Annotated in this window: 26 protein-coding genes; 12 read left to right on the forward strand and 14 right to left on the reverse strand. The window is 72.8% G+C overall.

All coding sequences use genetic code 11. The features are described from left to right. Positions 1 to 374: 374 nt before the first annotated feature. Positions 375 to 1,022: a TetR family transcriptional regulator gene (locus ABT238_RS02535; protein WP_266311629.1), complete on the forward strand. Its 648-nt coding sequence runs from the start codon at positions 375 to 377 to the stop codon at positions 1,020 to 1,022. Between the two features lie 202 nt (positions 1,023 to 1,224). On the opposite strand, the gene ABT238_RS02540 is transcribed toward ABT238_RS02535, so the two are convergent. The 6 genes from ABT238_RS02540 to ABT238_RS02565 all read right to left on the reverse strand — a co-directional run bounded on the left by ABT238_RS02540 (position 1,225) and on the right by ABT238_RS02565 (position 7,152). Then, positions 1,225 to 2,169, reverse strand: a complete 945-nt coding sequence (locus tag ABT238_RS02540) for a beta-ketoacyl-ACP synthase III (RefSeq protein ID WP_350561713.1) — start codon at positions 2,167 to 2,169, stop codon at positions 1,225 to 1,227. Positions 2,170 to 2,329: 160 nt separating this feature from the next. Next, entirely contained in the window at positions 2,330 to 3,532 is a 1,203-nt protein-coding gene (locus tag ABT238_RS02545) for a L,D-transpeptidase family protein (protein ID WP_350755300.1), read from the reverse strand. Positions 3,533 to 3,640: 108 nt separating this feature from the next. Continuing rightward, positions 3,641 to 4,804: an aminofutalosine synthase MqnE gene (mqnE, locus tag ABT238_RS02550; RefSeq protein ID WP_350561709.1), complete on the reverse strand. Its 1,164-nt coding sequence runs from the start codon at positions 4,802 to 4,804 to the stop codon at positions 3,641 to 3,643. Between the two features lie 91 nt (positions 4,805 to 4,895). Continuing rightward, the gene (locus tag ABT238_RS02555; protein ID WP_350561707.1) at positions 4,896 to 5,858 is read right to left on the reverse strand and encodes a threonine ammonia-lyase; all 963 of its coding nucleotides are present in this window, start codon (positions 5,856 to 5,858) and stop codon (positions 4,896 to 4,898) included. A 36-nt stretch (positions 5,859 to 5,894) separates the two neighbouring features. Beyond that, positions 5,895 to 6,356, reverse strand: a complete 462-nt coding sequence (locus tag ABT238_RS02560) for an Lrp/AsnC family transcriptional regulator (RefSeq protein ID WP_350561705.1) — start codon at positions 6,354 to 6,356, stop codon at positions 5,895 to 5,897. A 130-nt stretch (positions 6,357 to 6,486) separates the two neighbouring features. Continuing rightward, a complete protein-coding gene (locus ABT238_RS02565) occupies positions 6,487 to 7,152 on the reverse strand; it encodes a UbiX family flavin prenyltransferase (protein WP_350561703.1) in 666 nt (221 codons plus the stop codon). A 67-nt stretch (positions 7,153 to 7,219) separates the two neighbouring features. On the opposite strand from ABT238_RS02565, the gene ABT238_RS02570 reads away from it, so the two are divergent. The 6 genes from ABT238_RS02570 to ABT238_RS02595 all read left to right on the forward strand — a co-directional run bounded on the left by ABT238_RS02570 (position 7,220) and on the right by ABT238_RS02595 (position 11,831). Further along, complete coding sequence (locus tag ABT238_RS02570; protein ID WP_350561701.1) at positions 7,220 to 7,963, forward strand: cyclase family protein; 744 nt, start codon at positions 7,220 to 7,222, stop codon at positions 7,961 to 7,963. Between the two features lie 79 nt (positions 7,964 to 8,042). Then, positions 8,043 to 8,759: an MOSC domain-containing protein gene (locus ABT238_RS02575; RefSeq protein ID WP_350561699.1), complete on the forward strand. Its 717-nt coding sequence runs from the start codon at positions 8,043 to 8,045 to the stop codon at positions 8,757 to 8,759. A 100-nt stretch (positions 8,760 to 8,859) separates the two neighbouring features. Beyond that, positions 8,860 to 9,270, forward strand: coding sequence for a GntR family transcriptional regulator (locus tag ABT238_RS02580; RefSeq protein ID WP_350755301.1), 411 nt, complete (start codon positions 8,860 to 8,862; stop codon positions 9,268 to 9,270). Positions 9,271 to 9,292: 22 nt separating this feature from the next. Then, a complete protein-coding gene (locus ABT238_RS02585; protein WP_350755303.1) occupies positions 9,293 to 10,183 on the forward strand; it encodes an ABC transporter ATP-binding protein in 891 nt (296 codons plus the stop codon). Beyond that, on the forward strand, positions 10,180 to 11,166 hold the full coding sequence (locus tag ABT238_RS02590; RefSeq protein WP_350755305.1) for an ABC transporter permease: 987 nt from the start codon (positions 10,180 to 10,182) through the stop codon (positions 11,164 to 11,166). The genes ABT238_RS02585 and ABT238_RS02590 overlap by 4 nt, the downstream gene beginning before the upstream one ends. Before the next feature lie 107 nt (positions 11,167 to 11,273). Next, on the forward strand, positions 11,274 to 11,831 hold the full coding sequence (locus tag ABT238_RS02595; protein WP_350561691.1) for a SixA phosphatase family protein: 558 nt from the start codon (positions 11,274 to 11,276) through the stop codon (positions 11,829 to 11,831). A 13-nt stretch (positions 11,832 to 11,844) separates the two neighbouring features. Here the strand turns inward: ABT238_RS02595 and ABT238_RS02600 are convergent, their stop codons facing one another. Continuing rightward, complete coding sequence (locus ABT238_RS02600; RefSeq protein ID WP_350561689.1) at positions 11,845 to 12,219, reverse strand: VOC family protein; 375 nt, start codon at positions 12,217 to 12,219, stop codon at positions 11,845 to 11,847. Further along, complete coding sequence (locus tag ABT238_RS02605; RefSeq protein ID WP_350755307.1) at positions 12,216 to 12,455, reverse strand: hypothetical protein; 240 nt, start codon at positions 12,453 to 12,455, stop codon at positions 12,216 to 12,218. The genes ABT238_RS02600 and ABT238_RS02605 overlap by 4 nt, the downstream gene beginning before the upstream one ends. Positions 12,456 to 12,508: 53 nt before the next feature. On the opposite strand from ABT238_RS02605, the gene ABT238_RS02610 reads away from it, so the two are divergent. Beyond that, positions 12,509 to 13,045: a GNAT family N-acetyltransferase gene (locus tag ABT238_RS02610; RefSeq protein WP_350755309.1), complete on the forward strand. Its 537-nt coding sequence runs from the start codon at positions 12,509 to 12,511 to the stop codon at positions 13,043 to 13,045. Between the two features lie 7 nt (positions 13,046 to 13,052). Next, complete coding sequence (locus tag ABT238_RS02615; RefSeq protein WP_350561684.1) at positions 13,053 to 13,829, forward strand: alpha/beta fold hydrolase; 777 nt, start codon at positions 13,053 to 13,055, stop codon at positions 13,827 to 13,829. On the opposite strand, the gene ABT238_RS02620 is transcribed toward ABT238_RS02615, so the two are convergent. From ABT238_RS02620 to ABT238_RS02635, 4 genes are all read right to left on the reverse strand, one after another. Continuing rightward, positions 13,816 to 14,436, reverse strand: coding sequence for a DJ-1/PfpI family protein (locus ABT238_RS02620; RefSeq protein ID WP_350561682.1), 621 nt, complete (start codon positions 14,434 to 14,436; stop codon positions 13,816 to 13,818). The two genes, ABT238_RS02615 and ABT238_RS02620, sit on opposite strands and share 14 nt — an antisense overlap. A gap of 85 nt (positions 14,437 to 14,521) precedes the next feature. Next, positions 14,522 to 14,998: an HIT family protein gene (locus tag ABT238_RS02625; protein WP_350561680.1), complete on the reverse strand. Its 477-nt coding sequence runs from the start codon at positions 14,996 to 14,998 to the stop codon at positions 14,522 to 14,524. A gap of 9 nt (positions 14,999 to 15,007) precedes the next feature. Continuing rightward, on the reverse strand, positions 15,008 to 15,958 hold the full coding sequence (locus ABT238_RS02630; RefSeq protein ID WP_350561678.1) for a HEAT repeat domain-containing protein: 951 nt from the start codon (positions 15,956 to 15,958) through the stop codon (positions 15,008 to 15,010). A 94-nt stretch (positions 15,959 to 16,052) separates the two neighbouring features. Continuing rightward, complete coding sequence (locus ABT238_RS02635) at positions 16,053 to 18,572, reverse strand: collagenase (protein ID WP_350755311.1); 2,520 nt, start codon at positions 18,570 to 18,572, stop codon at positions 16,053 to 16,055. 315 nt (positions 18,573 to 18,887) lie between these two features. Here ABT238_RS02635 and ABT238_RS02640 point away from each other — a divergent pair, with 315 nt between their 5' ends. Beyond that, positions 18,888 to 19,103: a DUF4287 domain-containing protein gene (locus tag ABT238_RS02640; RefSeq protein ID WP_350755313.1), complete on the forward strand. Its 216-nt coding sequence runs from the start codon at positions 18,888 to 18,890 to the stop codon at positions 19,101 to 19,103. Between the two features lie 21 nt (positions 19,104 to 19,124). Here the strand turns inward: ABT238_RS02640 and mqnP are convergent, their stop codons facing one another. Together mqnP and ABT238_RS02650 are read right to left on the reverse strand one after the other, a co-directional pair. Beyond that, positions 19,125 to 20,030 (reverse strand): menaquinone biosynthesis prenyltransferase MqnP, encoded by a 906-nt coding sequence (gene mqnP, locus ABT238_RS02645; RefSeq protein ID WP_350561672.1) that lies wholly within the window; start codon positions 20,028 to 20,030, stop codon positions 19,125 to 19,127. Further along, positions 20,027 to 21,484: a menaquinone biosynthesis decarboxylase gene (locus ABT238_RS02650; RefSeq protein WP_350561670.1), complete on the reverse strand. Its 1,458-nt coding sequence runs from the start codon at positions 21,482 to 21,484 to the stop codon at positions 20,027 to 20,029. Before ABT238_RS02650 ends, mqnP begins: the two co-directional genes overlap by 4 nt. Before the next feature lie 127 nt (positions 21,485 to 21,611). Between ABT238_RS02650 and ABT238_RS02655 the strand changes: the two genes are divergently transcribed. Both ABT238_RS02655 and ABT238_RS02660 read left to right on the forward strand, forming a co-directional pair. Beyond that, positions 21,612 to 22,016: a PLD nuclease N-terminal domain-containing protein gene (locus ABT238_RS02655; RefSeq protein ID WP_350561668.1), complete on the forward strand. Its 405-nt coding sequence runs from the start codon at positions 21,612 to 21,614 to the stop codon at positions 22,014 to 22,016. A gap of 440 nt (positions 22,017 to 22,456) precedes the next feature. After that, positions 22,457 to 24,058 carry an acyl-CoA carboxylase subunit beta gene (locus ABT238_RS02660; RefSeq protein WP_350561666.1) on the forward strand — a complete coding sequence of 534 codons (1,602 nt, stop codon included), beginning with the start codon at positions 22,457 to 22,459 and terminating at the stop codon, positions 24,056 to 24,058. The last annotated feature ends 53 nt before the right edge of the window (positions 24,059 to 24,111 follow it).

A 24,111-nucleotide genomic window follows, 5' to 3' on the forward strand; every position in this document is an offset into this window, starting at 1 on the left:
GCCCGGCCCATCTCCAACCTCCCCCGCCCACAGCGCCGTCCGGCCCCTTCCCGGCTCCACCGGCCGGTCAGCGGCTCCGGAACGGCCGGATTCTGACGTCCGCTCCGGCACCGGCTTGCGCCCGACACGCCCGGGAGTGCAGCGAGGGGCAGCTCACACCACCGATTGGGTCGTCACGCTCCGTTACTCGATAACCCCTCAGCGAAGGGGTCGTCACCCTGTGGCGTCGCGGGTATACGGGGGGGCGTCAAGGAGGGCCGCGGAGGCCCGGAAATATCCCTCCGAAGGGCTCCGGACGGCTATACCAACCCCCGTGCGGAGTAATTGTCACATCACCGAATCGCGCCAAGATCGGGCCACGGTAAGCTGACGGCATGACAGGACAAGTTCGCACCGTCGACGGTCGCGTCGCCGGGCGACGCGGACAGGAGACGCGGCAGAAGCTGCTCGACTGCCTCCGCGAGATGCTCAGCACGTCGCCCTATCGGGACGTCAAGGTCATCGACGTCGCCCGTATGGCGGGTACCTCCCCCGCGACCTTCTACCAGTACTTCCCGGATGTCGAGGGCGCCGTCCTCGAAATCGCCGAGGAAATGGCCAAGGACGCCGACACGCTCAAAGAGCTGGTGGCCGGAAAGTCCTGGGCAGGGAAGTCCGGCACGGCCACTTCGGAAGAACTGGTCGACGGATTCCTCGCCTTCTGGCGCAAGAACGACGCCATTCTCCGTGTGGTCACGCTCGGTGCCGCCGAAGGGGACAAGCGGTTCTTCAAGATCCGCATGACCGTCCTCAACGCCGTCGCCAAGCCGCTCACGGAGGCCGTCAAGGAACTCCAGGCGAAGGGCCAGGCCGACAAATCGCTGGACCCGGCCGCGGTCGCCGGATCGCTGGTCTCGCTGCTCGCCTCGGCGGCCGAGCACCAGAAGGCCTTCACCTCCTGGGGCGTCAAGGTCAAGGACCTCAAGCCCAACCTCGCTCCCCTGGTGTACCTGGGCGTCACCGGCAAGAAGGCGCCCAAGTAGACCGTTCCGCTACGACCCACCTTCCGCTTCGCGCGCGCCCCGGCCTCCTGTCCGGGGTACGACGGACGGCGGCCGTGTCCTCGGGGGAGGTCCGCCGGCGGTCCGCTGCGCGCCACGACACGCCTGTGGGCGGTCACCCTTCGAGGGTGACCGCCCACAGGCATGTCTGTCGGAAAGGGGCCACAGCGGCCTCAGCCGGGGCTCACGGGCAGCGGACGACCTGGCCGGCGTAGGCGAGGCCGCCGCCGAAGCCGAACAGCAGCACCGGGTCGCCGGGCGCCAGCTCGCCGCGCTCGACCAGCTTGGAGAAGGCCAGCGGGACGGAGGCCGCCGAGGTGTTGCCGGAGTCCACCACGTCCCGGGCCACCACCGCGTCGGTGACCCCGAGCCGGGACGCGATCGCGTCGATGATCCGCAGATTGGCCTGGTGCGGCACGAAGCCCTTCAGCTCGGACGGGTCGATCCCGGCCCGCTCGCAGGCCTGCCGGGCCAGCGGGGCGATCTGGGTGGTCGCCCAGCGGAAGACCGACTGGCCCTGCTGGCTGATCACCGGGTCCCAGCCGGTGATCACCACGGCGTCGCCGCGCTCCGGCTCCGAGCCCCAGACCACCGGCCCGATCCCCGGCTCGGCGCCGTCCTCCTGGGCCTCGACCAGCGCCGCGCCGGCGCCGTCGCCGAAGATCACGCAGGTGGAGCGGTCCGTCCAGTCGAGGGTGTCCGACATCCGCTCCGCGCCGATCACCAGGGCCGTACGGGCCGCTCCGGCGCGGATCGCGTGGTCGGCGGTGGCCAGCGCGTAGGAGAAGCCCGAACAGACCGTGTTGATGTCGTAGGCGGCCGGCGAGCGCACCCCGAGCCGGGCGGCGACGGCCGCCGCCGTGTTGGGGCTGCGCTCCACGGCGGTGCAGGTGGCGACCACGACCAGGTCGACGTCGGACGCCGTCCGGCCGCTGTTGGCCAGCGCCTTCTGCGCCGCCTCTGCGGCGAGGTCGACGACGGTCTCGCCCTCCGCGATGTGCCGCGTCCGGATGCCCACCCGGCTGCGGATCCACTCGTCGTCGGTGTCGACCAGCTTCGCCAGGTCGTCGTTGGTGAGGACCTTGGGGGGCTGGTAGTGGCCGAGTGCCACGATGCGCGAACCGCTCATACTGCCACTCAACCCGGTTACCCGCTGGTCAGCCGCTCGCGCCCGGCTACAGGATCCGCGCCGTGAAGCTGTAGGAGGCCGACAAGGACCGTTGCGGCAGACGGGTTCCGGCCCAGCGCGGAATCGGACCGCGGGGAGGTGATCGTGCCCGATCGGCCGGTCAGGCGGCCAGCGAAGGGGCGTCGCCCATCACGATCACCGGGTGGGCGGCCGGGTCCAGGGTGCGGATCAGCTGCGCCATCTTGTCCTCCGGGATGGAGACGCAGCCGTGCGTCGGACCGCCGTGGTCGACGTGGATCCAGATCCCGCCGCCCTTGGTCGAGCCGTTCGGGCGGCGCGGGTCGAGCGGGGAGTTGCCGGGCACCCGGTTGTAGTTGATCGCGACGACGTAGTCGAAGGAGCCGGCCAGCTGCTCGCCGGCGAAGCCCGTCCCGGAGACCACGAAGTTGGCGTCCTTGTCGTAGGGGAGCCTGCTGCCCGGATCGGCCTTGCGTCCGCCGGCGTCGGTGAGCGAGAAGACGCCGATCGGGCTGCGCAGGTCGCCCTCGTTGTGATCGGTGGTCCAGCCCTTGAACGCGTTGTGGCCCTGCCAGCTCTCACCGGCCAGCCAGCGGCCCTCGGCGGTGCGGCTCCACAGCGTGACGGTGGCCCGGTTGGTGTCCCTGCCCTCGCCGCTGGCCAGCACCACCTGGGTGGTCTCGGCGGGTATCCGGCCGACGAAAGCGGCACCGAGGCCCGGGATCGCCTCGACCGAGCCGTCGGCGCGGGCCTCGCTGCGGCCGGCGGCGGGGACCTCGCTCTGCCGGGCGTCGGCGGCCTGGGCGGCCGGGGCGGTCGGCGAGGCCTGGTCGGCCACCGGCTGCGCGGCCGGCCGGTCGGGGGTCCCGACGCCCTCGGGGCCGGGGCCGTCGGCGGTGGTCACGCCGGGGCGGGCGGAGTCCTCGCCGACGGTGTACCAGCCGGCGGCGGCCGCCAGCAGCAGCGCGGTGCCGGCGACGGCGACGCGGCCGGTGCGCTTCTTCTTGGGCTTGCGCCGGTGCCCGCGGGCGGCCGCGCGGCCGCCGGCCGGGGCGGCGGCCGCGCGCTGCCGGGGCAGCGGCGCCGGCTCCGGCTGCGGCCGGGCCTCCGGCTCGGCGGGCGAGGTCCGGAACGGCTGGTCGTACGCGTCGTACGCGTCGTACCCGTCGTCGCCGTCGTGGTTTCCGTGCCCCTGGTCCTGCACCTGGTACAGCGGGGCGTCGTACTCCTGATCGCCGCCGTACGGCTGCTGCTGGGCGCCGTACGACTGCTGCGGCGCCTCGTACACCGCCTCGTACACCGGCTCGTACGACGGGTACGGGGAGGTGCGACGGTAACCGGACATGTGGCCGATCCTGCCAAACGGAGGCCGGGTTGCGAAACCCGGGGGCCTGTGCGGGCCCCGTGAAGAAGCCGCCGCCCGGGCCCCGGGGGCCCGGGCGGCGGCCCGTGGTCAGAGGCGCATCGCCTGCGGGGTCTCCCGGCGGGCCAGGTCAGGGCCGTCGTACTCGCGGATGATCTCGTAGCGGGTGTTGCGCTCCACCGGGCGGAAGCCGGCGTCCCGGATCAGGCCGAGCAGGTCCTCGCGGCTCAGCTTGTTCGGGGTGCCGAAGTTGTCCGCGTCATGGGTGATCTTGTACTCGACCACCGAGCCGTCCATGTCGTCCGCGCCGTGGCTGAGCGCCAGCTGCGCGGTGGTGACGCCGTGCATCACCCAGAAGACCTTGACGTGCGGCACGTTGTCGAAGAGCAGCCGGGAGACCGCGAAGGTCTTCAGCGCCTCGGCGCCGGTGGCCATCTCGGTGCGCGCCATCAGCTTGTTGCGCACCACGCCGTCCTTGGAGTCGTGGAAGTCGTGCTGGTAGCGCAGCGGGATGAAGACCTGGAAGCCGCCGGTCTCGTCCTGCAGCTCACGCAGCCGCAGCACGTGGTCCACCCGGTGGCGGGGCTCCTCGATGTGGCCGTACAGCATGGTGGCCGGCGTCTTGAGGCCCTTGCTGTGGGCGAGCCGGTGGATCCGCGACCAGTCCTCCCAGTGGGTGTCGTGGTCGACGATGTGCTGGCGGACCTCCCAGTCGAAGATCTCCGCGCCACCGCCGGTCAGCGACTCCAGGCCCGCGTCGATCAGCTCGTCGAGGATCTCGTCGGCGGGCAGGCCGCTGATCCGCTCGAACCAGTGGATCTCGGTGGCGGTGAAGGCCTTGAGCGAGACGTTCGGCAGCGCCGCCTTCAGCTCCCGCAGCGAGCGCGGGTAGTAGCGCCACGGCAGGGTCGGGTGCAGGCCGTTGACGATGTGCAGCTCGGTGAGGGAGTCCACCTCCATGGCCTTGGCCAGGCGGACGGCCTCCTCGATGCGCATCGTGTAGGCGTCCTTCTCGCCCGGCTTGCGCTGGAACGAGCAGTACGCGCAGGACGCGTTGCACACGTTGGTCATGTTGAGGTGACGGTTGACGTTGAAGTGGACGACGTCGCCGTTCTTCCGCGTCCGCACGTGGTGGGCGAGGCCGCCCAGCCATGCCAGGTCGTCGCTCCCGTAGAGCGCGATCCCGTCCTCCCGGGTCAGCCGCTCACCCGCGTAGACCTTCGCCTCCAGCTCGCGCTTGAGCCCTGCGTCCATGCGGTGCCCCGCCTCCTCCGACTTCGAATCCTTGCCGGAACGAGCGTACGCCCCCACCGGGGGCGGTTCGCGGGCAGCCGCCCCGCGCGGGTCAGCCGGCGAGCAGCTCCGCCAGCAGCGAGGGCTCGATGTTGCCGCCGCTCACCACGGCGGCCACGGCCTGCCCGCCGAGCTCGGCGGCCCGGTGGAAGTAGGCGGCCGGGGCGACCGCGCCGGACGGCTCGGCGACGATCCGCCCGCGCCGGGCCAGCAGCGCCACGGTGGCCCGGATCTCGTCCTCGGTGACGGTGACGATGTCGTCCACGTAGGCGGTGAGGTGCTCGTACGGCAGCGCGCCCACCGAGGGGGTGCGCAGGCCGTCGGCGATCGTCCGGTAGGTGTCGGCGACCGGCCAGGCGATCCGCTCGCCGGCCCGCAGGCTGGCCTGGGCGTCGGCGGCCAGTTCGGGCTCGACACCGACCACCCGCACACCGGGGCGGGTCAGCTTGAGCGCCGCCGCCGTGCCGCCGATCAGCCCGCCGCCGCTGACCGGGACGAGCACGGTGTCCAGCTCCGCCGGGGCGTCCTCGGCGATCTCCAGGCCGACCGTGCCCTGGCCCGCGATGATGAACGGGTCGTCGTACGGCGGCACCCAGACGTAGCCGTGCCGCTCGGCCAGCTCGGCGGGCACCGTGTCGCGCTCCTGCGGCGACACCAGCAGCACCTCGGCACCGAACGAGCGGGTGGCCTCGACCTTGACCGCCGGCGAGGTGTCCGGCATCACGATCACGGCCTTGATCCCGAGCAGCCCCGCGGCGTACGCCACCGCCTGCGCGTGGTTGCCGCTGGACTGGGCGACCACGCCGCGGGCGCGCTCGTCCCCGCTCAGCGCGGCGAGCCGGTTGTACGCCCCGCGGGTCTTGAACGCCCCGGTCGGCTGGAGGTTCTCCGGCTTCAGCCAGAGCCGGCGCTCGCCGTCCGCCGCCCAGGGGGCGGGGACCAGCGGGGTGCGCACCGCGACGCCCGCGATCCGCTGCCGGGCCGCGCGCAGTTCCTCCAGACCGACCAGTGCCATGACCGCCACTCCCCCGCGTTCCGTCCGTACCGTTGGTTACTCGCCGTCGGCGAGCGGCAGCTCGCTGACCCGGCTCTCCCACTTCGTGGAGAGTACGACGGTCGTCCGGGTGCGGGCCACGCCCTTCGTGCCCGAGATCCGCTTCACCACCGACTCCAGGCCCTCGACGTCCGGCACCCGGACCTTGAGCATGTACGAGTCATCACCGGCGATGAACCAGCAGTCCTCGACCTCACCGAGGTCCTTCAGCCGGAACGCCACGTCCTCGTGGTCCGCCGCGTCGGTCAGCTGGAGGCCGATCAGGGCCGTGACCCCGAAGCCGAGCGAGGCCGGGTTGACCGTCGCGCGGTAGCCGGTGATGACGCCGGCCTGCTCCAGGCGGTTGATGCGGTCCGTGACGCTCGGGCCGGAGAGGCCGACCAACCGGCCCAGCTCGGCGTAGGAGGCGCGGCCGTTCTCCCGCAGCGCCTGGATGAGCTGTCTGTCCACCGTGTCCATATACCGTCCCGCGTCCTTCCGAACCTCACCAGACCCACAGATCATTATCCGGATTCAAAGGCGCTGTGCGCGGACCAACCCGGATATCGCAGAGAACATACTCTCCCGTCCTGCGGTATCTCACTCCCCCTCAGGCCGACCGTTCGGCCCCGCGGGCCGCCGCGCCCAGCTCGCCCTCCCAACGGCGGTACAGCGTGTGGGGCACGCCGACCGCGTCCAGCACCCGTCCGGCGACGAATCCGACCAGTTCGCCGACGGTGGAGCCGCCGGCGTAGAACCCGGGCGAGGCGGGGAGCACGACCGCGCCCTGCGCGTCCAGTTCCACCAAGTGCTTCAACGTCACCCCGTGGAGTGGCGTCTCGCGGACGCAGACGACCAGCGGGCGCCGCTCCTTGAGGGTGACGCTGGCGACCCGCTGCAGCAGGTCCTTGCTGAGGCCGAGCGCGATCCCGGCCACCGCGCCGGTGGTCGCGGGCACCACCAGCATCCCCTTCGCGGGGTACGAGCCGCTGGACGGGCCGGCCGCGAAGTCGCCCGCCGGCCAGTACCGGACGTCCTCCAGGCCGTCCTCCGGGACGTCCAGCCAGGTGGCCAGGTCGGCCCGCCAGTGCGCGTCCCGGAAGGCGATGCCGGTCTCGTCCAGGATGGTCAGCCGCGCGGCCCGGCTGACCACCAGGTCGACGGACTCGCCCGCGGCGAGGAGGGCGCGGATCACCGCGGCGGCGTACGGGGTGCCGGACGCGCCGGAGACCCCGACGACCCAGGGGCGGCGCACTGGCTGTTCGGGCTTTTCCATAGTGCCTACTTTCTATCTCCACTCGGCCCCTCACTCCGCCCCGGCCCGCCCTGCGAGGATGGGCGGCATGGCCACGACCCTCGTCGACCTCACCCACCAGGTGACCACCGCGATGCCGGTCTACCCCGGCGATCCGGCCGTCCTCCTGGAGCCCGCCCTCACCACCGCCACCGCCGGGGTGAACGTGCTCGCCGTGCACCTCGGCTCGCAGTCCGGCACCCACGTGGACGCGCCGTACCACGTCGACGTCACCTGGCCGACGCTGGACGGCCTGCCGCTGGAGCGGTTCACCGGACCGGCCGTGGTCGCCGACCTGCGCGGCCTCGAACCGCGGGCCGCGATCACCGCCGAGCGGCTCGCGCCCGCGCTGGAGCGGGCCGGCGAGGGCACCGTCCTGCTGCTCGCCACCGGCTGGGCGCGGCACTGGGGCACCGACGCCTACCTGGCCCACCCGAGCCTGACCGCGAGGGCCGCGGAGGCGATCGTGGCCGCCGGGGTGCGCACCGTCGGGGTGGACGCGCTCAGCGTCGACCCGACCCCCGATCCGGGCCCGGGCGATCCGGCGGTCGCCGCGCTGCTCGCCGACCTCACCGACGAGCACGACCAGCCGGCCGCCGAGGAGCCGACGCTGGCGGCGCACCGGGTGCTGCTCGGGGCGCCGGGCGGCGGGGTGATCGCGGAGAACCTGACCGACCTGCGGCCGCTGCTGGCCGCGCAGGAGGCGGGCCGGCCGGTCGAGGTGTCGCTCTTCCCGCTGCGGCTGGTGGCGGCGGACGGGGCCCCGGTGCGGGCGGTCGCCCGGCTGGGGTGAACGTCCGGGGACGAACGCCTTGCCACGCCGGGTACTTGGTCTAGACCATCATCGGCGGGCGGCGGTACGCTGTCCGGCCATGGCAGAGATCATCGGAGTCATCGAGCAGCTCTGGCGCTACCCCGTGAAGTCCACCGGCGGCGAGCGGCTCGACTCCGTCGAGGTGGACGACCGCGGGCTCGCGGGCGACCGCCTCTACGCCGTGCGCGACGGCGACGGCAGGCTCGGCTCCGGCAAGAACACCCGCCGGTTCCGGCGGATGGACGGCCTGCTCCGCCTCTCCGCCCGGCTCGGCCACCGGCTCGACGGCCCCGAGCTGTTCGACCCGCTCGGCCGGCCGGTCCTCGACCCGGCCGCCTTCCTGCGCGCCTACCTGCAGCGCGAGGACGTCGAACTCGCCCGCGAGGACGCCGTCTCGCACTTCGACCAGCTCCCGGTCAGCGTGCTCACCACCGCCACCCTGGACTGGGTCGCCGAGGCCGCGCCGTCCGCCGTGGTGGACGTCCGCCGGTTCCGCCCGAACGTCCTGCTGCGCACCGCGCCGGGCACCCCGCCGTTCACCGAGGACACCTGGTTCGGGCGCGAGGCGCACGGCTCCGCGCGCTCAGGCGCCCGGCTCGCCTTCGTCCGCTCCAGCGAGCGCTGCGCGATGACCACCGCCGCCCAGCCCGGCCTGCCGCACGCGCCGGAGATCCTCAAGGCCCTCGTCCAGTTCCACGACGGCCGGCTGGACGCCCTCGCCGGGGTCGCCGCCCCCGGCCGCCTCGCCGTCGGCGACACCCTGACGCTGGCCTGATCCGCGCTCCCCCGGCTTCCCGTCAATTCATCGTTCCGTTTCGCCACTTGACTCACCCGCGCCTATCCTGTCTTACTGTCGTAAGACAGGAGAACAACTGGTGATCGAGTTCGTGCTCGACGGCCGCTCACGGGTGGCCACGTACATGCAGCTGGTCCTGCAGGTGAAGCAGGCGCTGCGGGTCGGACTGGCGCAGCCCGGGGACCGGCTCCCCAAGGTGCGGGACGTGGCCCAGGCCCTGGCGATCAACCCCAACACCGTGCTCAAGGCCTACCGGGAGCTGGAGCTGGAGGGGCTCGCCGAGGGCCGGCCCGGGGTGGGGACGTTCCTGGTCCGCACCCTGGCCGGCCCGGCCCTGGCCCACCAGGCCGCGCTGCGCGAGGAGTTGGTGGCCTGGCTGGGCAGGGCGCAGGCCGCCGGGCTCACCCGCGAGGACATCGCCGCGCTCGTCGACACCACTCTGCGGGCCACGCCCGACCGGCCGCCCACCAACGGGACCGGGCCGGCCTGACAGTCATCTTGGGGGAACACACATGACGGAAGTCGCTCTGCGCACCGAGGCGCTGGGCAAGCGCTACGGGCAGACCTGGGCACTCCAGGACTGCTCGCTGGAGCTGCCCGCCGGGCGGATCGCCGCCCTCGTCGGCCCCAACGGCGCCGGCAAGTCCACCCTGCTCCACCTCGCCGTCGGCCTGTTACGGCCCGACGCCGGGCAGGTCCGCGTCTTCGGACGGGACCCGCGCCACGACCGCGACGCCCTGGCCGACCTCGGCTTCGTCGCCCAGGACACCCCGCTCTACCCCGACTTCACCGCCACCGAGCTGATCACCATGGGCCGGCGGCTCAACCCCCGGGGCTGGGACGGACCGGTCGCCCGCGACCGGCTCACCCGGCTCGGCATCCCGCTCGACAAGCCCGCCGGAAGGCTCTCCGGCGGCCAGCGCGCCCAGGTGGCGCTCGCGCTGGCGCTCGCCAAGCGGCCCCGGCTGCTCCTGCTCGACGAGCCGGTGGCGGCGCTGGACCCGCTGGCCCGGCACGAGTTCATGCAGGCCCTGATGGGCGCGGTGGGCGAGTACGGGACCACCGTCCTGCTCTCCTCCCACCTGCTCGCCGACCTCGAACGGGTCTGCGACCACCTCGTACTGCTGCACACCTCCCGGGCCCAACTGGTCGGGTCCGTCGACGACCTGCTCGCGTCGCACTGCCGGCTGGTCGGCCCGAGGATCGCCGAGGGCGCCGCCGTCCCCGGGGTGGCCGCGGTGATCCGGGCCAGCCACACCGAACGGCAGTCCACCCTGCTGGTGCGCACCGACGGCCCGGTGGACGAGAGCCGCTGGACCGTGCACGACGTCACCCTGGAGGACCTCGTCCTCGCCCACCTCGGTGCTCCCGGCACCGCCGCGCTCCCGGAGGTGGCCGCGTGATCTGGCTGACCTGGCGCCAGCACCGCAAGCAGGCCCTGTGGACGGCCGTGGCCCTCGCCGCGCTCGCCGCCGTCCTCGTGCCCACCGGGCTGGCCATGCGCTCGTCCTTCGAGGACTCCGGCCTCGGCGCCTGTCTGCGGGCCCTCGGTCACGCCGAACTCGTCGACGGCGGCGGCTGCGAGGCGCTGAGCCAGCGCTTCAAGAGCAAGTACGAAACGACCACCTACCTGGCCATCCTCCTCGTCCTGCTGCCGGTCCTGGCCGGAGTCTTCCTCGGCGCCCCGCTGGTCGCCCGGGAGGTCGAGAACGGGACCCACCGGCTGGTCTGGACCCAGGGCATCAGCCGCCGGCGCTGGATCCTCACCAAGTTCGGCCTGGTCGGCGCGGTCGCGCTGGTGCTGTCCGTCGGCTACGCGCTCGGCTCCGCCTGGTGGCTCGGGCCGCTCACCGCCAACGGCCTCGGCCGCTTCCGCTTCCTGGTCTTCGACGTCCAGGGCACCGCGCCGATCGGGTACACCCTGTTCGCGGTCGCGCTCGGCATCCTGACCGGCACGCTCAGCCGCCGGGTGCTGCCCGCGATGGGCATCTCGCTCGCCGCGTTCATCGCCGTCCGGGCCCTGGTCGAACTGCTCGCCCGCCCCTCCTTCATGCCGACCGAGACGCTCGCCTACGCGGTCGACGGTCCGGCCATGGTCAACCGCTTCGCCGGCTCGTGGGTCTACCAGGAGGGCGTGCGCAACGGCACCGGCGCCCTCGTCATCCCCGACGCCCGGATCAGCTGCGGCGGCGGCGGCGAAGGCGTCACCCAGTGCCTGGCCGGCCTCGCCCGGGACGGCTACGGCCCCGGCCCCTACACCAACTGGCTGGAGTACCAGCCGGCCGACCGCTTCTGGACCTTCCAGACCATCGAGACCGGGATCTTCCTCGCCCTGACCGCCCTGCTCGTCGCGCTCGCCATCCGGCGCGTCCGCCGCATCGCCTGAGCCCGCGGCACGGGCGGGCGAAGGCTCCTGACGGGCTGTTGCTACCATCCGCGGACCGGCCGGATCGTGTGCGTCCGGTCGTTCCGGCCCGGGGAAGGGGAGGCACCATGACCGCCGACGGCGCCCGGAGGATCGTCCTGGTCCGCCACGCGCGGGCCGAACGGGAGACCGCGGTCGACCACGAGCGGCGGCTGGACGAGCGGGGCCGCACCGAGGCCGCCCTGACCGGACGATGGCTCGCCGCGTCCGGCGTCGCGCCCGGCCTCGCGCGGGTGTCCAGCGCCCGGCGCACCGGCGAGACCTGGGAGCTCGTCCGCGCGGCGCTCCCCGAGGCGCCCGCGACCGTCCACGAGCGGCGGATCTACGACGTCAGCGTCGACATCCACCGCCGCGAGGCCGGGGTCGACGCGCTGATCGGGATCCTGCGGGAGACGCCGGAGGGCTCGGGCGACCTGGTCGTGGTCGGCCACAATCCGAGCCTCCACGACCTGGTCGCCGTCCTCGCGGCCCGGGGCCGGGACGCGGCGGAGGACGGGCTGTCCCGGCAGGTGGCGCGGTCCGGGTTCCCCACCGCCGCCGTCGCCGTCCTCGCGGTCGACGGCCCCTGGCGGAGCCTCGGACCCGGCCGCGCGCGGCTGACCGGCTTCTGGGCTCCGGCCGGCTGACCTCCCCGAACGCTCAGGGGTGGGCCGGGAGGAGGCAGACCGGGTGACCGGCGGGGTCGGCGTAGATCCGCCAGCGGCCCGCGTCGTGGAGGAGGGTGGCACCGAGGGCGAGGACGGCCGGCTCGGCGGTGGCGAGGTCGGGGACGTCGACGTCCAGGTGGGCCTGCTGCGGGTGCGCCGGGTCCGGCCAGCGGGGCGGACGGTGGTCGGCGACGCGCTGGAAGCAGAGCACCTGGCCGGTGGGGGTGTGCAGGGTGGACCAGTCCTCGCCGAGCGACCAGCGCGGGTCCGGCCGGTCCACCTCGCCACCGAGCAGCCCGGCGTAGAACCGGGCCAGCACCGCCGGGTCCGGACAGTCGAGGACGAGGCACTGCAGCCGACCGATCATGGCGCTCCTTCGTGGTGGGCGGAGAGGGGGAAGTCGGCCCTGGCGGCGAGGAGTTCGCCGAGGCCGCCGAGCACCGCGGCGTCCAGCCGGTCGGCCGGCGGGAACGGGTGCGGCACCGTGACGCGGGCGGGAACGCCGAGCCGCGCCGACGGGTCGTACCGCTCGCGCGAGGGCCCGACGACGGCCTCCGCCCGCGGCACCGGGAGGATCGGTGCGCTCTCGCCCGCCTCTGTCATACCGGCATTGTCCACGCTGGACAGCGGTCGCCGCAGGACATGACCATGAGCGGATGATCACAGGTGGCGGTATCCGGCTGGAGCGGCTGGCGGACGGGCACGCGGCGGCGGTGCTGGCGTTCGAGCGGGAGAACCGGGCGTGGTTCGCGCGGTCGGTGCCGGACCGGGGGGACGCGTACTTCACGGCGACCGGGTTCGCCGGCCGGCACCGGGCGCTGCTCGCCGAACAGGCCGACGGCACCTGCCACTTCCACGTGGTGCTGGACGCCGGCGGGCGGATCGTCGGGCGGGTCAACCTGGTGGACGCCGCGGGCGGCAGCGCCGAACTCGGCTACCGGGTCGGCGAGTCGGCCGCCGGACGGGGCGTGGCGCGGGCGGCCGTCGAGCAGGTGTGCCGGCTGGCGGCCGGGGAGTACGGGCTGCGCGAGCTGACCGCCGTGACCACGGTCGACAACGCGGCCTCCCGGGCGGTGCTCGCCCGCACCGGCTTCACCGAGGAGGGCGAGGCGGTCGTCGGCGGACGGCCGGGCCTGGCGTACCGGCGCGTGCTGGGGGTGCGGGGTTCGGCGACCGGCTCCGGCGGGCAGTAAGCGGGGCATGACGATCCCTCACCGCTTGGTCGGTACCGGCGCCCACAAGGTCCTGGTGCTGCACGACTGGTTCGGCACCAGCGCCGGGTGGGGGCCGTTCCCGGACTACCTGGACGGCTCCGCCTTCTCCTACGCGTTCCTCGACTACCGGGGCTACGGCGAGCGCAAGGACGTGCCCGGCGCCTACACGCTGGCGGAGATCGCGGACGACGCGCTCGCGCTGGCCGACCAGCTCGGCTGGCCGGAGTTCTCGCTGGTCGGGCACTCGATGGGCGGCAAGGCCGCCCAGCAGGTGCTCGCCCGGGCGCCGCACCGGGTGCGGAAGCTGGCCGGGCTGGCGCCCGTCCCGGCCGGGCCGTACCCGATGGACGCGGACGGCGAGGCCCTGTTCTACGGCGCGGCCGAGGACCGGGCGAAGCGGTACGAGATCCTGGACCTGGTGACCGGGCGGCGGGCCGGCCGGGCCTGGCTCGACGGGATGGTGGACCGCTCGCTGGAGCTGTCCACCCGCGAGGCGTTCGGCCGCTACGTGCGCGACTGGGCCACCGCCGACCTGGTGGAGGCGGTCGCCGGGAACCCCGTACCGGTCCGGGTGTTCGCCGGCGAGCACGACCTCCTACTGACCGCCGAGGCGATGCGCGCCACCTTCCTCGTCCACTACCCCAACGCCGACGTGCGGGAGCTGCCCGCCAGCGGCCACTACCCGATGCACGAGACACCGGTCGCGCTGGCCGCCGCCCTGGAGTCCTTCCTCGCTGCGAAGGCGGGCCCTAGAGTTCCCTGATCCGCTCCCGGACGGCGGGCGAGGCCTTCGCCCAGGAGCCGCTGTCGAAGGGCGGGCGGGGGTCGTACTCGGCGTGCAGCTGGATCGCCCGGGCGGTGGTCTCGTCGGTGAGCAGGGCGGCGAGGTGGAGCGCCATGTCGATGCCGGCCGAGACTCCGGCCGCCGTGACGATCCGGTCGCGGCGCACCACCCGCTCGGGGGTGTAGGTGGCACCGTACGCGGCCAGTTCGCCGGCGGCCGCCCAGTGCGTGGTGGCGGCGAGGCCGTCGAGCAGCCCGGCGGCCCCGAGCAGCAGCGCACCGGTGCACACGGAGGCGGTGAACCGGGTGGTCGTGTGCACCCGGCGCAGCCAGCCGACGAAGGCCTCGTCGCCCATCAGCGGCCGGGTGCCGTGCCCGCCCGGCACGAGCAGCACGTCGCACGCCGCGACGTCCGCGTACCGGGCGGGCACCTCCAGCCGCATCCCGCCGATGCTGTCGGCCACCGGCCCCCGCCCGCCCGCCGCCACGAACCGCACGGTGGCCCCCGGAAGGTAGCCGAGCACCTGGTACGGCCCGATCGCGTCGAGCGGCTCGAAGTCGTCGAAGAGCACGATGGCGATGTCCATGTCCCGCAGCGTAGGCGCGAGTCGGCCACCCGTCCCGCCCCCGGTCAGCGGATTCACGAGAACGAGTGGTCTGCACCACTGGCCTTTACCCCAGCGCATCCAGCTCCGCGCCGATGGCGGTGCGCAGGGGGTCGTGGGCGGGGGTGAGGGGGTGGGTCGGGGCGGTCCAGTGGGTGCGGGGGTAGAGCCAGACGGGCAGGCGGACGAGGTCGGCGGGCTCCCAGTCGTAGCGGGGCCAGACGTGGGCGTGCAGCATCGGGTCGGTGTTGCCGAGGATCTCCAGGTTGACCCGGCGGAAGGCCGGGTCGGCCGCCCGGCAGGCGCGTTCGACGGCCTCGCCGAGGCGGTCGAGGTCCTCCAGGTACGCCAGCCGGCGGGCCCGCGGCAGGTCGGTGAGCCGCTCGACGCCCGGCTCGTCGGTGAGCAGGATCGCGTAGCCGGGCAGGAACTGCACGTCCCCCATCACCGCGAAGCCGGCGGCCAGCCGCCGGACGACGGTGGGGTTCTCGCCGCGCAGGGCGCTGCCGACGCGGTCGGACTTCCAGTCGCCGGTGTCGCTCATGGGCCGATGTTAGGGCCCGCCTCGGGGCGTGCCGGTCGTCGGGTGATCGGATCCCACCAGTTCGGCCGCCCGCAGCGGGTCGCCGCCCGCCCGGGTCAGGAGCGCCCCGACGTCGTGGACCGGCCCGTCGGGGGTGCCGCCGACGCCCAGGGTCAGCCCGGGTTCGCAGCGGGCCGCCCACACCGCGGCCGCCAGGTCGGGCCGCAACCGCTCCAGCGCGTGCACCAGCTCCCAGGCCGCGCCGTCCAGCCGGGCCCGCCGCGCCGGATCGCAGGCGGCGAGGGCCTGCGCCACCCCGGGGTCGTCCGGGTCGTAGTCCTCCAGCAGCGGCAGCAGTTCGGGGGCGCCCAGGATCTCCGCCGCCCCGAAGGTGAGCACGGCCGCGCCCTGCGGATCCGCCAGCAGCTCGCGCATCAGCGGCACGGCCCGCGGGTCGCGCCGCCGGGCCAGGCCGCGGATGCCCTCCTCCCGGGCGTCCGGGTGCTCGTCCCCGGTCCGCTCCCAGAGCGCCGCCCGCACCTGCGGGCCGTCCGCCGCGCACTGGAACCCGAGCGTGAACGTCGCCCAGTCGCGGACGTCCGGGTCGGGGTCGCGGGTCAGGGTGAGGAGCGCGCGGACACCGGGGGCGTCCGGCGGGCCGGCGGCCACCTCGTCGAGGGAGAGCGCGGAGGCGACCTGTCGCCGTACCCCGGCGTCGGGGTGACCGGCCAGGGCGACCAGGACGGGCACCGCCCGCCCGTCGCCGGTCCGCCCGAGGGCCCTCGCCAGCCAGGCCAGGACGCTCCCGTCCCGCTCCCGCTCGGCGTGTGCGAGCAGCACGGCCGCCGCCTCGGCCCGGACCGCCTCGTCGCGGTCGGCCGCCTCGCCCACCAGGTCGCAGCCGGCCGCCCGTTCGGCCGGCTCCGCCGAGCGCAGCAGCTCCGCGCCGTGGGCGAGTGCCGCCGCCGTGTTCATCACCATCCGGCCAGTCTGGCGCACGGCCCCCGCCCGCACACAGCGCTTCGACGCCCGGCCGGGAAGTCCCGGCCGGGCGTCGGTCGCCGTGCTTCAGGGATCAGAACTCGGTGCTGATCGTGACGCCGCTGAAGTCGGTCACGGCGTGCAGGCTGAGGTAGCGGTAGCCGGCCGTGGGGTTGGTGACGGTGATGGACTGGGTGGTGCCGGTGGCGGTGGAGGAGGCGGTGAAGGCCTTCGGCGAGGCCCAGGTGTCCGCGTTGTAGTACAGGTGCGCGGTGCCGGTGCCGCCGGAGGCGGTGACCTTCAGGGTGGTGGTGCCGGCCGGCAGGTAGACGTACAGGTAGTCGGTGTTGCCGGCGGTCGCGGCGCGGCCGGTGCGCGAGCAGTTCTTGCCCATCGCGTCGGCGCGCGGCTCGGTGCAGGTCGGCAGGGTGGCCGGGGCGGCGGTCACGGTGACCGTGGCCGGGGAGGTGGCGCTGCGGCCGGTGTCGTCGGTGGTGGTCAGGGCGACGGTGTACGAGCCGGCCGCCGCGTAGGTGTGGCTCGGGTTGCGCTCGTCCGAGGAGGTGCCGTCGCCGAAGGTCCAGTGCCAGGAGGTGATCCGGCCCGGGCCGGTCTGCACGGACCGCTCGCTCACGCTGACGGTCGCGCCGTTCACCGTGGTGTCGAACAGCGAGGTCGGGCCGGCCGCGTAGCAGGCGCCGGCGGCGCAAGCGGTGAGCCAGGCGTCGAAGTCGGCGTCGTAGGAGGTGCCGAGGTTGTTGTAGACCGCGTAGCCGCCGGGGTAGTCACCGGCGCGGAACCGCTCCAGCATCGCCTGGACGTCGGCCGGGTGCTTCTCCAGCATGTACCGGACGGCCAGGTAGCCCCACGGGTAGGTGCGGGTCGAGTCCGAGTTGGCGTAAGTGTTCTGGAAGAGGGTGCTGAGCTTGTAGGTGTGCTTGGCCGCCTGGGCCATCGCGTCGACGTCGGTGGCGCCGCGGTGGCTGTACGAGACGTACTCGGCGAGGCCCTCGACCCACCACTTGTTCGGAACGGACGACTGGGTGTCGTAGTTGCCCTTCAGGTTGTAGATGCTGTCGAGGTAGTGGGTGTACTCGTGGTTGAGGTTCCACACCCGCGCGGGGTCGTTGACGTTCCAGGCCTTCTGGTACATCACGGTCACGGCCCGCTTGTTCGGGTCGGTCGCGTCCATGACGGTCTGGCCGCCGTTGTCGGTGTCGTTGCCGTAGATCGCCCACGAGTAGGTCGTGTAGTCGGTCTTGTTGGCGAAGATCCCGAAGGTGACGTTCTTGGCGTACTGGTTCGGGATGGGCCCGTTGTCCTTGACCGTGTTGTGGAAGAGCGCGTCCTGGCTGCGCAGGCTCTCGCAGGCGGTGGCCAGTTCGGCGGCCGACAGGGCCTGCGCCTGGAGGATGCGGTTGTCGCAGACCAGCTGGTTCGGCAGGACCACCGAGGTGAGCTTGGCGGGCAGGTCGCAGATGCCGTAGTACGAGCACTGACCGCCGTTGTAGTAGGCGGCCTGGACGGCCGTGTACACGTACAGCGGCGCGTGCGGCGTGAGGAGCGGCGCGGAGTCCAGCACCTTCTTGACCAGGGGCTTGGCCAGGGCCTCGGCGGCGGGGCTGGTTCCGGCGAACCGGGCCAGGTCGTTGCCCGCGTTGGTGTCGAGGACGGCGTTGGGCCCGCCGAGCAGGTCCCTGTGGTTGATCGCGAAGTCGGCGAGCGAGTTGATGAGGGCCGGGTCGGCCGCGAGCGCCCGGACGAAGTCCGCGTTCCGGTAGCCTCCCCAGAGCGGGTAGAACAGCACGGAGTTGACCGCGCTGATCATCTGCGGGAACGCGTTGTACGAGTTGTCGTACCCGTCCAGGATCCGCTTGTAGACGCCCATGTAGCGGGCCTGGAGGTTGGCGCTGTCGGTCAGCCACACCACCTCCTTGAGGATGCGGCCGTTGTCCTCGGTGACGTCGCGCCAGCGGGTGCCCGCGAAGAGGGTGTCCAGGGCGGACGAGACGGCGGCGGCGAGCGCGGGGGTGTACGGGCCGGCCGCGGCCGGGTAGTTGAACTGGATGAAGTAGCCCACCTGCAGGTACTTCACCAGTTGCGCGATGCCGGTCGAGTTGTCGCCGGTGTAGCCGGCCGCCAGGTCCTTGAGGGCGGCCGCGACGGACAGCATCCGGGACTGCTGGAAGATGCTCGGGTCGGCCTTGCCGCCGCTGTACAGCGACTTGATGCAGTCCGGGGTCGAGCTCTTGATGAACGCGACCAGGTCGGCCCCGGTGCGGGCCGCGAAGTCGGCCGCGGTGCAGCTCTGCACGGCGAGGGACTTGAACTGGGCGGGGGCGCCCGCCTCGGCCGGGTCGGCCAGGCGCGTCGCGCCGAGCAGCGCCGGGGGCAGCGGGGCGGCGGGCTCGGCGTGGTCCTCGGAACCCGTCGTCGTGGTCGGGGCCGGGAGGCCGACGGGGCCGGCCGTGGGCGTGGTCGGAGCCGGGCCGGGGGTGGTGGCGGTGGCGGCGGGGGGCGCCGCGAAGGCCTGGGCCGGCAGCACGGCGGTGGCCGTGGCGCAACAGGCGACGACGCCTGCCGCGAGCATGGAGAGTCTGGTGCGCAGGAGCACGCGGAATCCTTCGTCGAGTGGGGGCAGCCCGACGTGGGGTCGGGCTGAAGGAAGGAGATTTGGCGTGGATCCTGTCACCGACCGAAGGTCAGAACAATGTCACAGGTCAAATGACACACGATTTCCGGCCACCCCGGCGCACCGCGGGCCGGGAGGTCCACCCGCATCCCCGCAGGCCGGCGCGGTGTGCGGACTGGCCGATCCTCGCCCCCGCCCGGGCCGCCCGGGATGTGATCCGGGTCACCCCCCGCGACCGATGAGTTTTCACGCCGCGTCCGGTCCTATGAACAACGAACGAAGAAGGAGAGCCCCACCATGACCGCCACCCCCGCCGCCAAGGGCCCCGCCGGCTACTTCCCGTCCATCGAGAAGACGTACGGGCAGCCGATCGCGCACTGGAAGGAGCTGATCCGCTCCTCGCCGCTGACCAGGCACATGGAGCTGGTCGCCTGGCTGAAGGAGGAGCACGGGCTCGGGCACGGGCACGCGAACGCCCTCGTCAAGCACACGCTCGACGAGGGCGGGAAGTAGGGGCCCCGGCGGGGCGCGGCCTCAGACGCCGAGGCCGCGCACCACCAGGTCCACCAGCGCGAAGAAGAACAGCGAGATGCCGACGAAGCCGTTCGTCTGGAAGAACGCCCGGTTCAGCCGCGACAGGTCGTTCGGCTTGACGATGGTGTGCTCGTAGACGAAGGCGCCCGCGACCACCAGCAGGCCGATCCAGAACGCCGCACCCGCGTCGGTCAGCACCGCGTACCAGCCGAGCAGCAGCGTGGTGAGCACATGGCAGCCGCGCGCGCCGCGGATCGCCGCCGGGACGCCGAAGCGCGCCGGCACCGAACGCACGCCGCCCGCCCGGTCGGACGCGACGTCCTGGCAGGCGTAGATCAGGTCGAAGCCGCCGATCCAGATGCCGACGGCCGCGCCGAGCACGACCGCGTCCCAGGACCAGCTGCCGGTGACGGCCAGCCAGGCGCCCACCGGGCCCATCGCCTGGGCCAGGCCCAGGATCGCCTGCGGGAAGTCGGTGAACCGCTTGCCGTACGGGTAGACGACCATCGGCACCACGGCGACGGGCGCGAGCGCCAGGCAGAGCGGGTTCAGCAGCGCGGCCGCGCCGAGGAAGACCACCAGGGCGAGGGCCGAGCCCACGTACGCGGTCTTCAGCGAGACGGCGCCGGTGACCAGCTCGCGCCCCGCGGTGCGCGGGTTGCGGGCGTCGATCTCCCGGTCGATGATCCGGTTGGCCGCCATGGCGAAGGTCCGCAGGCCCACCATGCACACCGTCACGATGAACAGCTCGGCCCAGTGCACCCGCTCGTCGGCCAGGAACATCGCGGTCAGCGCGGCGATGTAGGCGAACGGCAGGGCGAAGACCGAGTGCTCGATCATCACCAGCCGCAGGAAGGCCTTGACCTTGCCGGGCGGCACCTCGGGGAGGGCGGCGGCGGTGCTCACAGCCCGTACTCCTTCCAGCGACGGCTCACCAGGGCGGCGGTCGCCGGGTCGGAGCTGACCATCTCGGGCCAGCCGCCGTCCCGGGTGTAGCCCTCCTCGGGCAGCTTGCGGGTCGCGTCGATGCCCGCCTTGCCGCCCCAGAACTGCTGGTAGGAGGCGTGGTCGAGGTGGTCGACCGGACCCTCCACCACGGTGAGGTCGCGGCTGTAGTCGACGTTGCCGAAGGCCCGCCAGGCGACCTCCTGGTAGTCGTGGACGTCGCAGTCGGAGTCCACCACGATGATCAGCTTGGTCAGCGACATCATGTGCGCGCCCCAGATGGCGTGCATGGTCTTCTGCGCGTGCTTCGGGTACTTCTTGTCGATCGAGACGATCACGCAGTTGTGGAAGCCGCCGGCCTCGGGCAGGTCGTAGTCGACGATGTCCGGGATGATGATCTTCAGCAGCGGCAGGAAGAAGCGCTCGGTGAACTTGCCGAGCGGGCCGTCCTCCGTCGGCGGGCGGCCGACCACGATGGACTGCAGGATCGGCCGGCGGCGCATGGTCACGCAGTCGATGGTCAGCGCCGGGAAGGGCTCCTGCGGCGTGTAGAAGCCGGTGTGGTCGCCGAACGGCCCCTCGGGCAGCAGCTCGCCGGGCTCCAGCCAGCCCTCCAGGACCACCTCGGCGTCGGCCGGGACCTGCAGCGGGACGGTCTTGCAGTCCACCATCCGCACCCGCTCGCCCGCGACGAAGCCGGCGAACAGGTACTCGTCGATGTCGCCCGGCAGCGGCGCGGTGGCCGCGTAGGTGACGGCCGGCGGGCAGCCGAAGGCGATCGCGACCGGCAGCTTCTCGCCGCGCTTGGCGGCCACCGCGGCGTGGTTGCGGCTGTCCTTGTGGATCTGCCAGTGCATGCCGATGGTGCGGCGGTCGTGCCGCTGCAGCCGGTACAGGCCGAGGTTGCGGATCCCGGTGTCCGGATCCTTGGTGTGGGTGAGGCCCAGGTTGAAGAAGGAGCCGCCGTCCATCGGCCAGGTGAACAGCGCCGGCAGCTCGTCCAGGTTGACGTCCTCGCCGGTGAGCACCACCTCCTGCACCGGGGCGTCGCCGGACTTCACGTGCTTCGGCGGCACGTGGGCCATCGAGGCGAGCTTGCCGAAGGCGTCCCGGAAGCCGGTGAAGCCCTGCGGCAGCTCCGGCTTCAGCAGGCCGGAGATCTTGTCGCCGATCTCCTCCGGGCCCTTGAGGCCGAGCGCCTTGGCGAGCCGGCGCTCGGTGCCGAAGACGTTCATCGCCAGCGGCATCGTCGAGCCCTTGACGTTCTCGAACAGCAGGGCCGGGCCCTTGGCCTTCTGCACCCGGTCGACGATCTCGCCGATCTCCAGATGGGGGTCCACCTCCGCCTTGATGCGCTTGAGGTCGCCTTCGCGGTCGAGGGCCCGCAGGAACGAGCGGAGATCGTCGTATGCCATGCCTGCCAGTATCCGCCACCCGCTAGCCTGGCCTGTGTCAAGGGCCCCCTTGACGCGGCGCACCGTCAGCGGCGGCCGTTCCGAGGGGCCCGACCGCCACCGACGCCGCCCGGGGGAGATCGCCGCCGTGCTGAGGATCCTGACCTTCGTGCTCCCGCTCGCCCTGTGGGTGTGGGCCTTCATCGACTGCCTGACCACCCCCGAGGAGGAGGTGAAGCACCTCCCCAAGGTGGTCTGGGTGATCATCGTGCTGCTCTTCCCGCTCGTCGGCTCGATCGCCTGGCTGGTGGCCGGCAAGCAGCGCGCGGTGCGCACCGCCCCGGCCGGCGGTTACGGCGCGAACGGCCCGGCGTACGACCGCCGGCGCGACGGGCGCCCGCTCGCCCCGGACGACGACCCCGAGTTCCTCGCCTCGTTGAAGAAGCACAACAACGAGCACGAGGACATGCTCAAGCAGTGGGAGGCGGATTTGCGCCGCCGCGAGAACGAGCTGCGCGGCAAGGAGGATCCGGACGAGGGCCGGCGGGGCTGACCCCGGATCGCCCGGACAGCCCACCCGGCATCCACCGGGTGGGCTGCGGTGTTTTTGGCGCATCCCTACGACTGGGAGGGCACCACCGCCTCGTCGGCACGGCCTTCACCGCCGTACCAAGCGCCCCTTGAGCAGCCCTTGAGCCGCGTCGGGCAGTATTCACGGAGACAGCCCTGACCTGCACGTTTCCTCATGTTCAGCTCACCCCGGGGCCATCTCGGCGACAGCCCGGGGTAATCGAACAGCTACCGGTCGCACGGGCCGAAACGCTTCGGTTTCTGTGCAGCCCTGACATCTAAACGGACGCGACCTTGTACGGAATCGACGCCGAAACCAGCGTGCGGCCCCTCGTACAGTCATAAGTGAAGAAGTGATTCGCAGCCGGGGGCATCGCAGACGTTGGCTGTCGGACAGTTCCCTCACCTTTGGAGTGGTTCGAGATGACGGTTGTGCACCAGGCGCCGGTCGACGACGACGCCCCCGAAGCCCCCGCCGACGTGCGGGGCAGGGTCGCGGAGCTGCACGAACTGCGCGAGCAGGTCCGCCGCGGCCCGAGTGAGAAGGCCACCGAGGCCCAGCACGCCAAGGGCAAGCTGACCGCCCGCGAGCGCATCGACCTGCTGCTCGACGAGGGCTCGTTCCGCGAGGTCGAGCCGCTGCGCCGGCACCGCGCCTCCGGCTTCGGCCTGGAGGCGAAGAAGCCGCACACCGACGGCGTGGTCGTCGGCTGGGGCACCGTGCACGGCCGGACGGTCTTCACCTACGCCCACGACTTCCGGATCTTCGGCGGCGCGCTCGGCGAGGCCCACGCCCAGAAGATCCACAAGATCATGGACATGGCCATCGCGGCCGGTGCCCCGCTGGTCTCGCTCAACGACGGCGCCGGCGCCCGCATCCAGGAGGGCGTCACCGCGCTGGCCGGTTACGGCGGCATCTTCCAGCGCAACACCAAGGCCTCCGGCGTCATCCCGCAGATCTCCGTGATGCTCGGCCCGTGCGCCGGCGGCGCGGCCTACTCGCCCGCCCTCACCGACTTCGTCTTCATGGTCCGCGAGACCTCGCAGATGTTCATCACCGGCCCGGACGTCGTCCAGGCCGTGACCGGCGAGAAGATCAGCCAGAACGGGCTCGGCGGCGCCGACGTGCACGCCGGGGTCTCCGGCGTCTCGCACTTCGTCTACGACGACGAGCAGTCCTGCATCGAGGAGGTCCGCTTCCTCCTGTCGCTGCTGCCGCAGAACAACCGCGAGATGCCGCCGGCCGCCGTCAACGACGACCCGGTGGACCGCCGCAACGAGTCGCTGCTCGACCTGGTGCCGGCCGACGGCAACCGGCCGTACGACATGCGCAAGGTGATCGAGGAGATCGTCGACCACGGCGAGTACCTGGAGGTCCACGAGCGCTGGGCCACCAACGTGCTCTGCGTCCTCGCCCGGATCGACGGCCACGTCACCGGCATCATCGCCAACCAGCCGCAGTCGCTGGCCGGCGTCCTGGACATCAACGCCAGCGAGAAGGCCGCGCGCTTCGTCCAGATGTGCGACGCCTTCAACATCCCGCTGGTCACCATGCTCGACGTCCCCGGCTTCCTGCCCGGCGTCGACCAGGAGCACGACGGCATCATCCGGCACGGCGCGAAGCTCCTCTACGCCTACTGCAACGCGACCGTTCCGCGGATCCAGCTGATCCTGCGCAAGGCCTACGGCGGTGCCTACATCGTCATGGACTCGCGCTCGATCGGGGCCGACCTCTCCTTCGCCTGGCCGACCAACGAGATCGCCGTCATGGGCGCCGAGGGCGCCGCCAACGTCATCTTCCGCCGGGACATCAACGCCGCCGACGACCCGGACGCGATGCGCACGCAGAAGATCAAGGAATACAAGAACGAACTGATGCACCCGTACTACGCGGCCGAGCGCGGTCTCGTGGACGACGTCATCGACCCCGCCGAGACCCGCCAGGTCCTGGCGTCCTCGCTGGCCATGCTGCGCACCAAGCACGCGGACCTGCCGAGCCGCAAGCACGGCAACCCCCCGATGTAGCAGCACCGCCCGGCCGGCACAGCACCGCCGGGCGCGCCGACGACGACCGACCC

Source organism: Kitasatospora sp. NPDC001527 (assembly GCF_040298605.1).
GTDB lineage: Bacteria > Actinomycetota > Actinomycetes > Streptomycetales > Streptomycetaceae > Kitasatospora.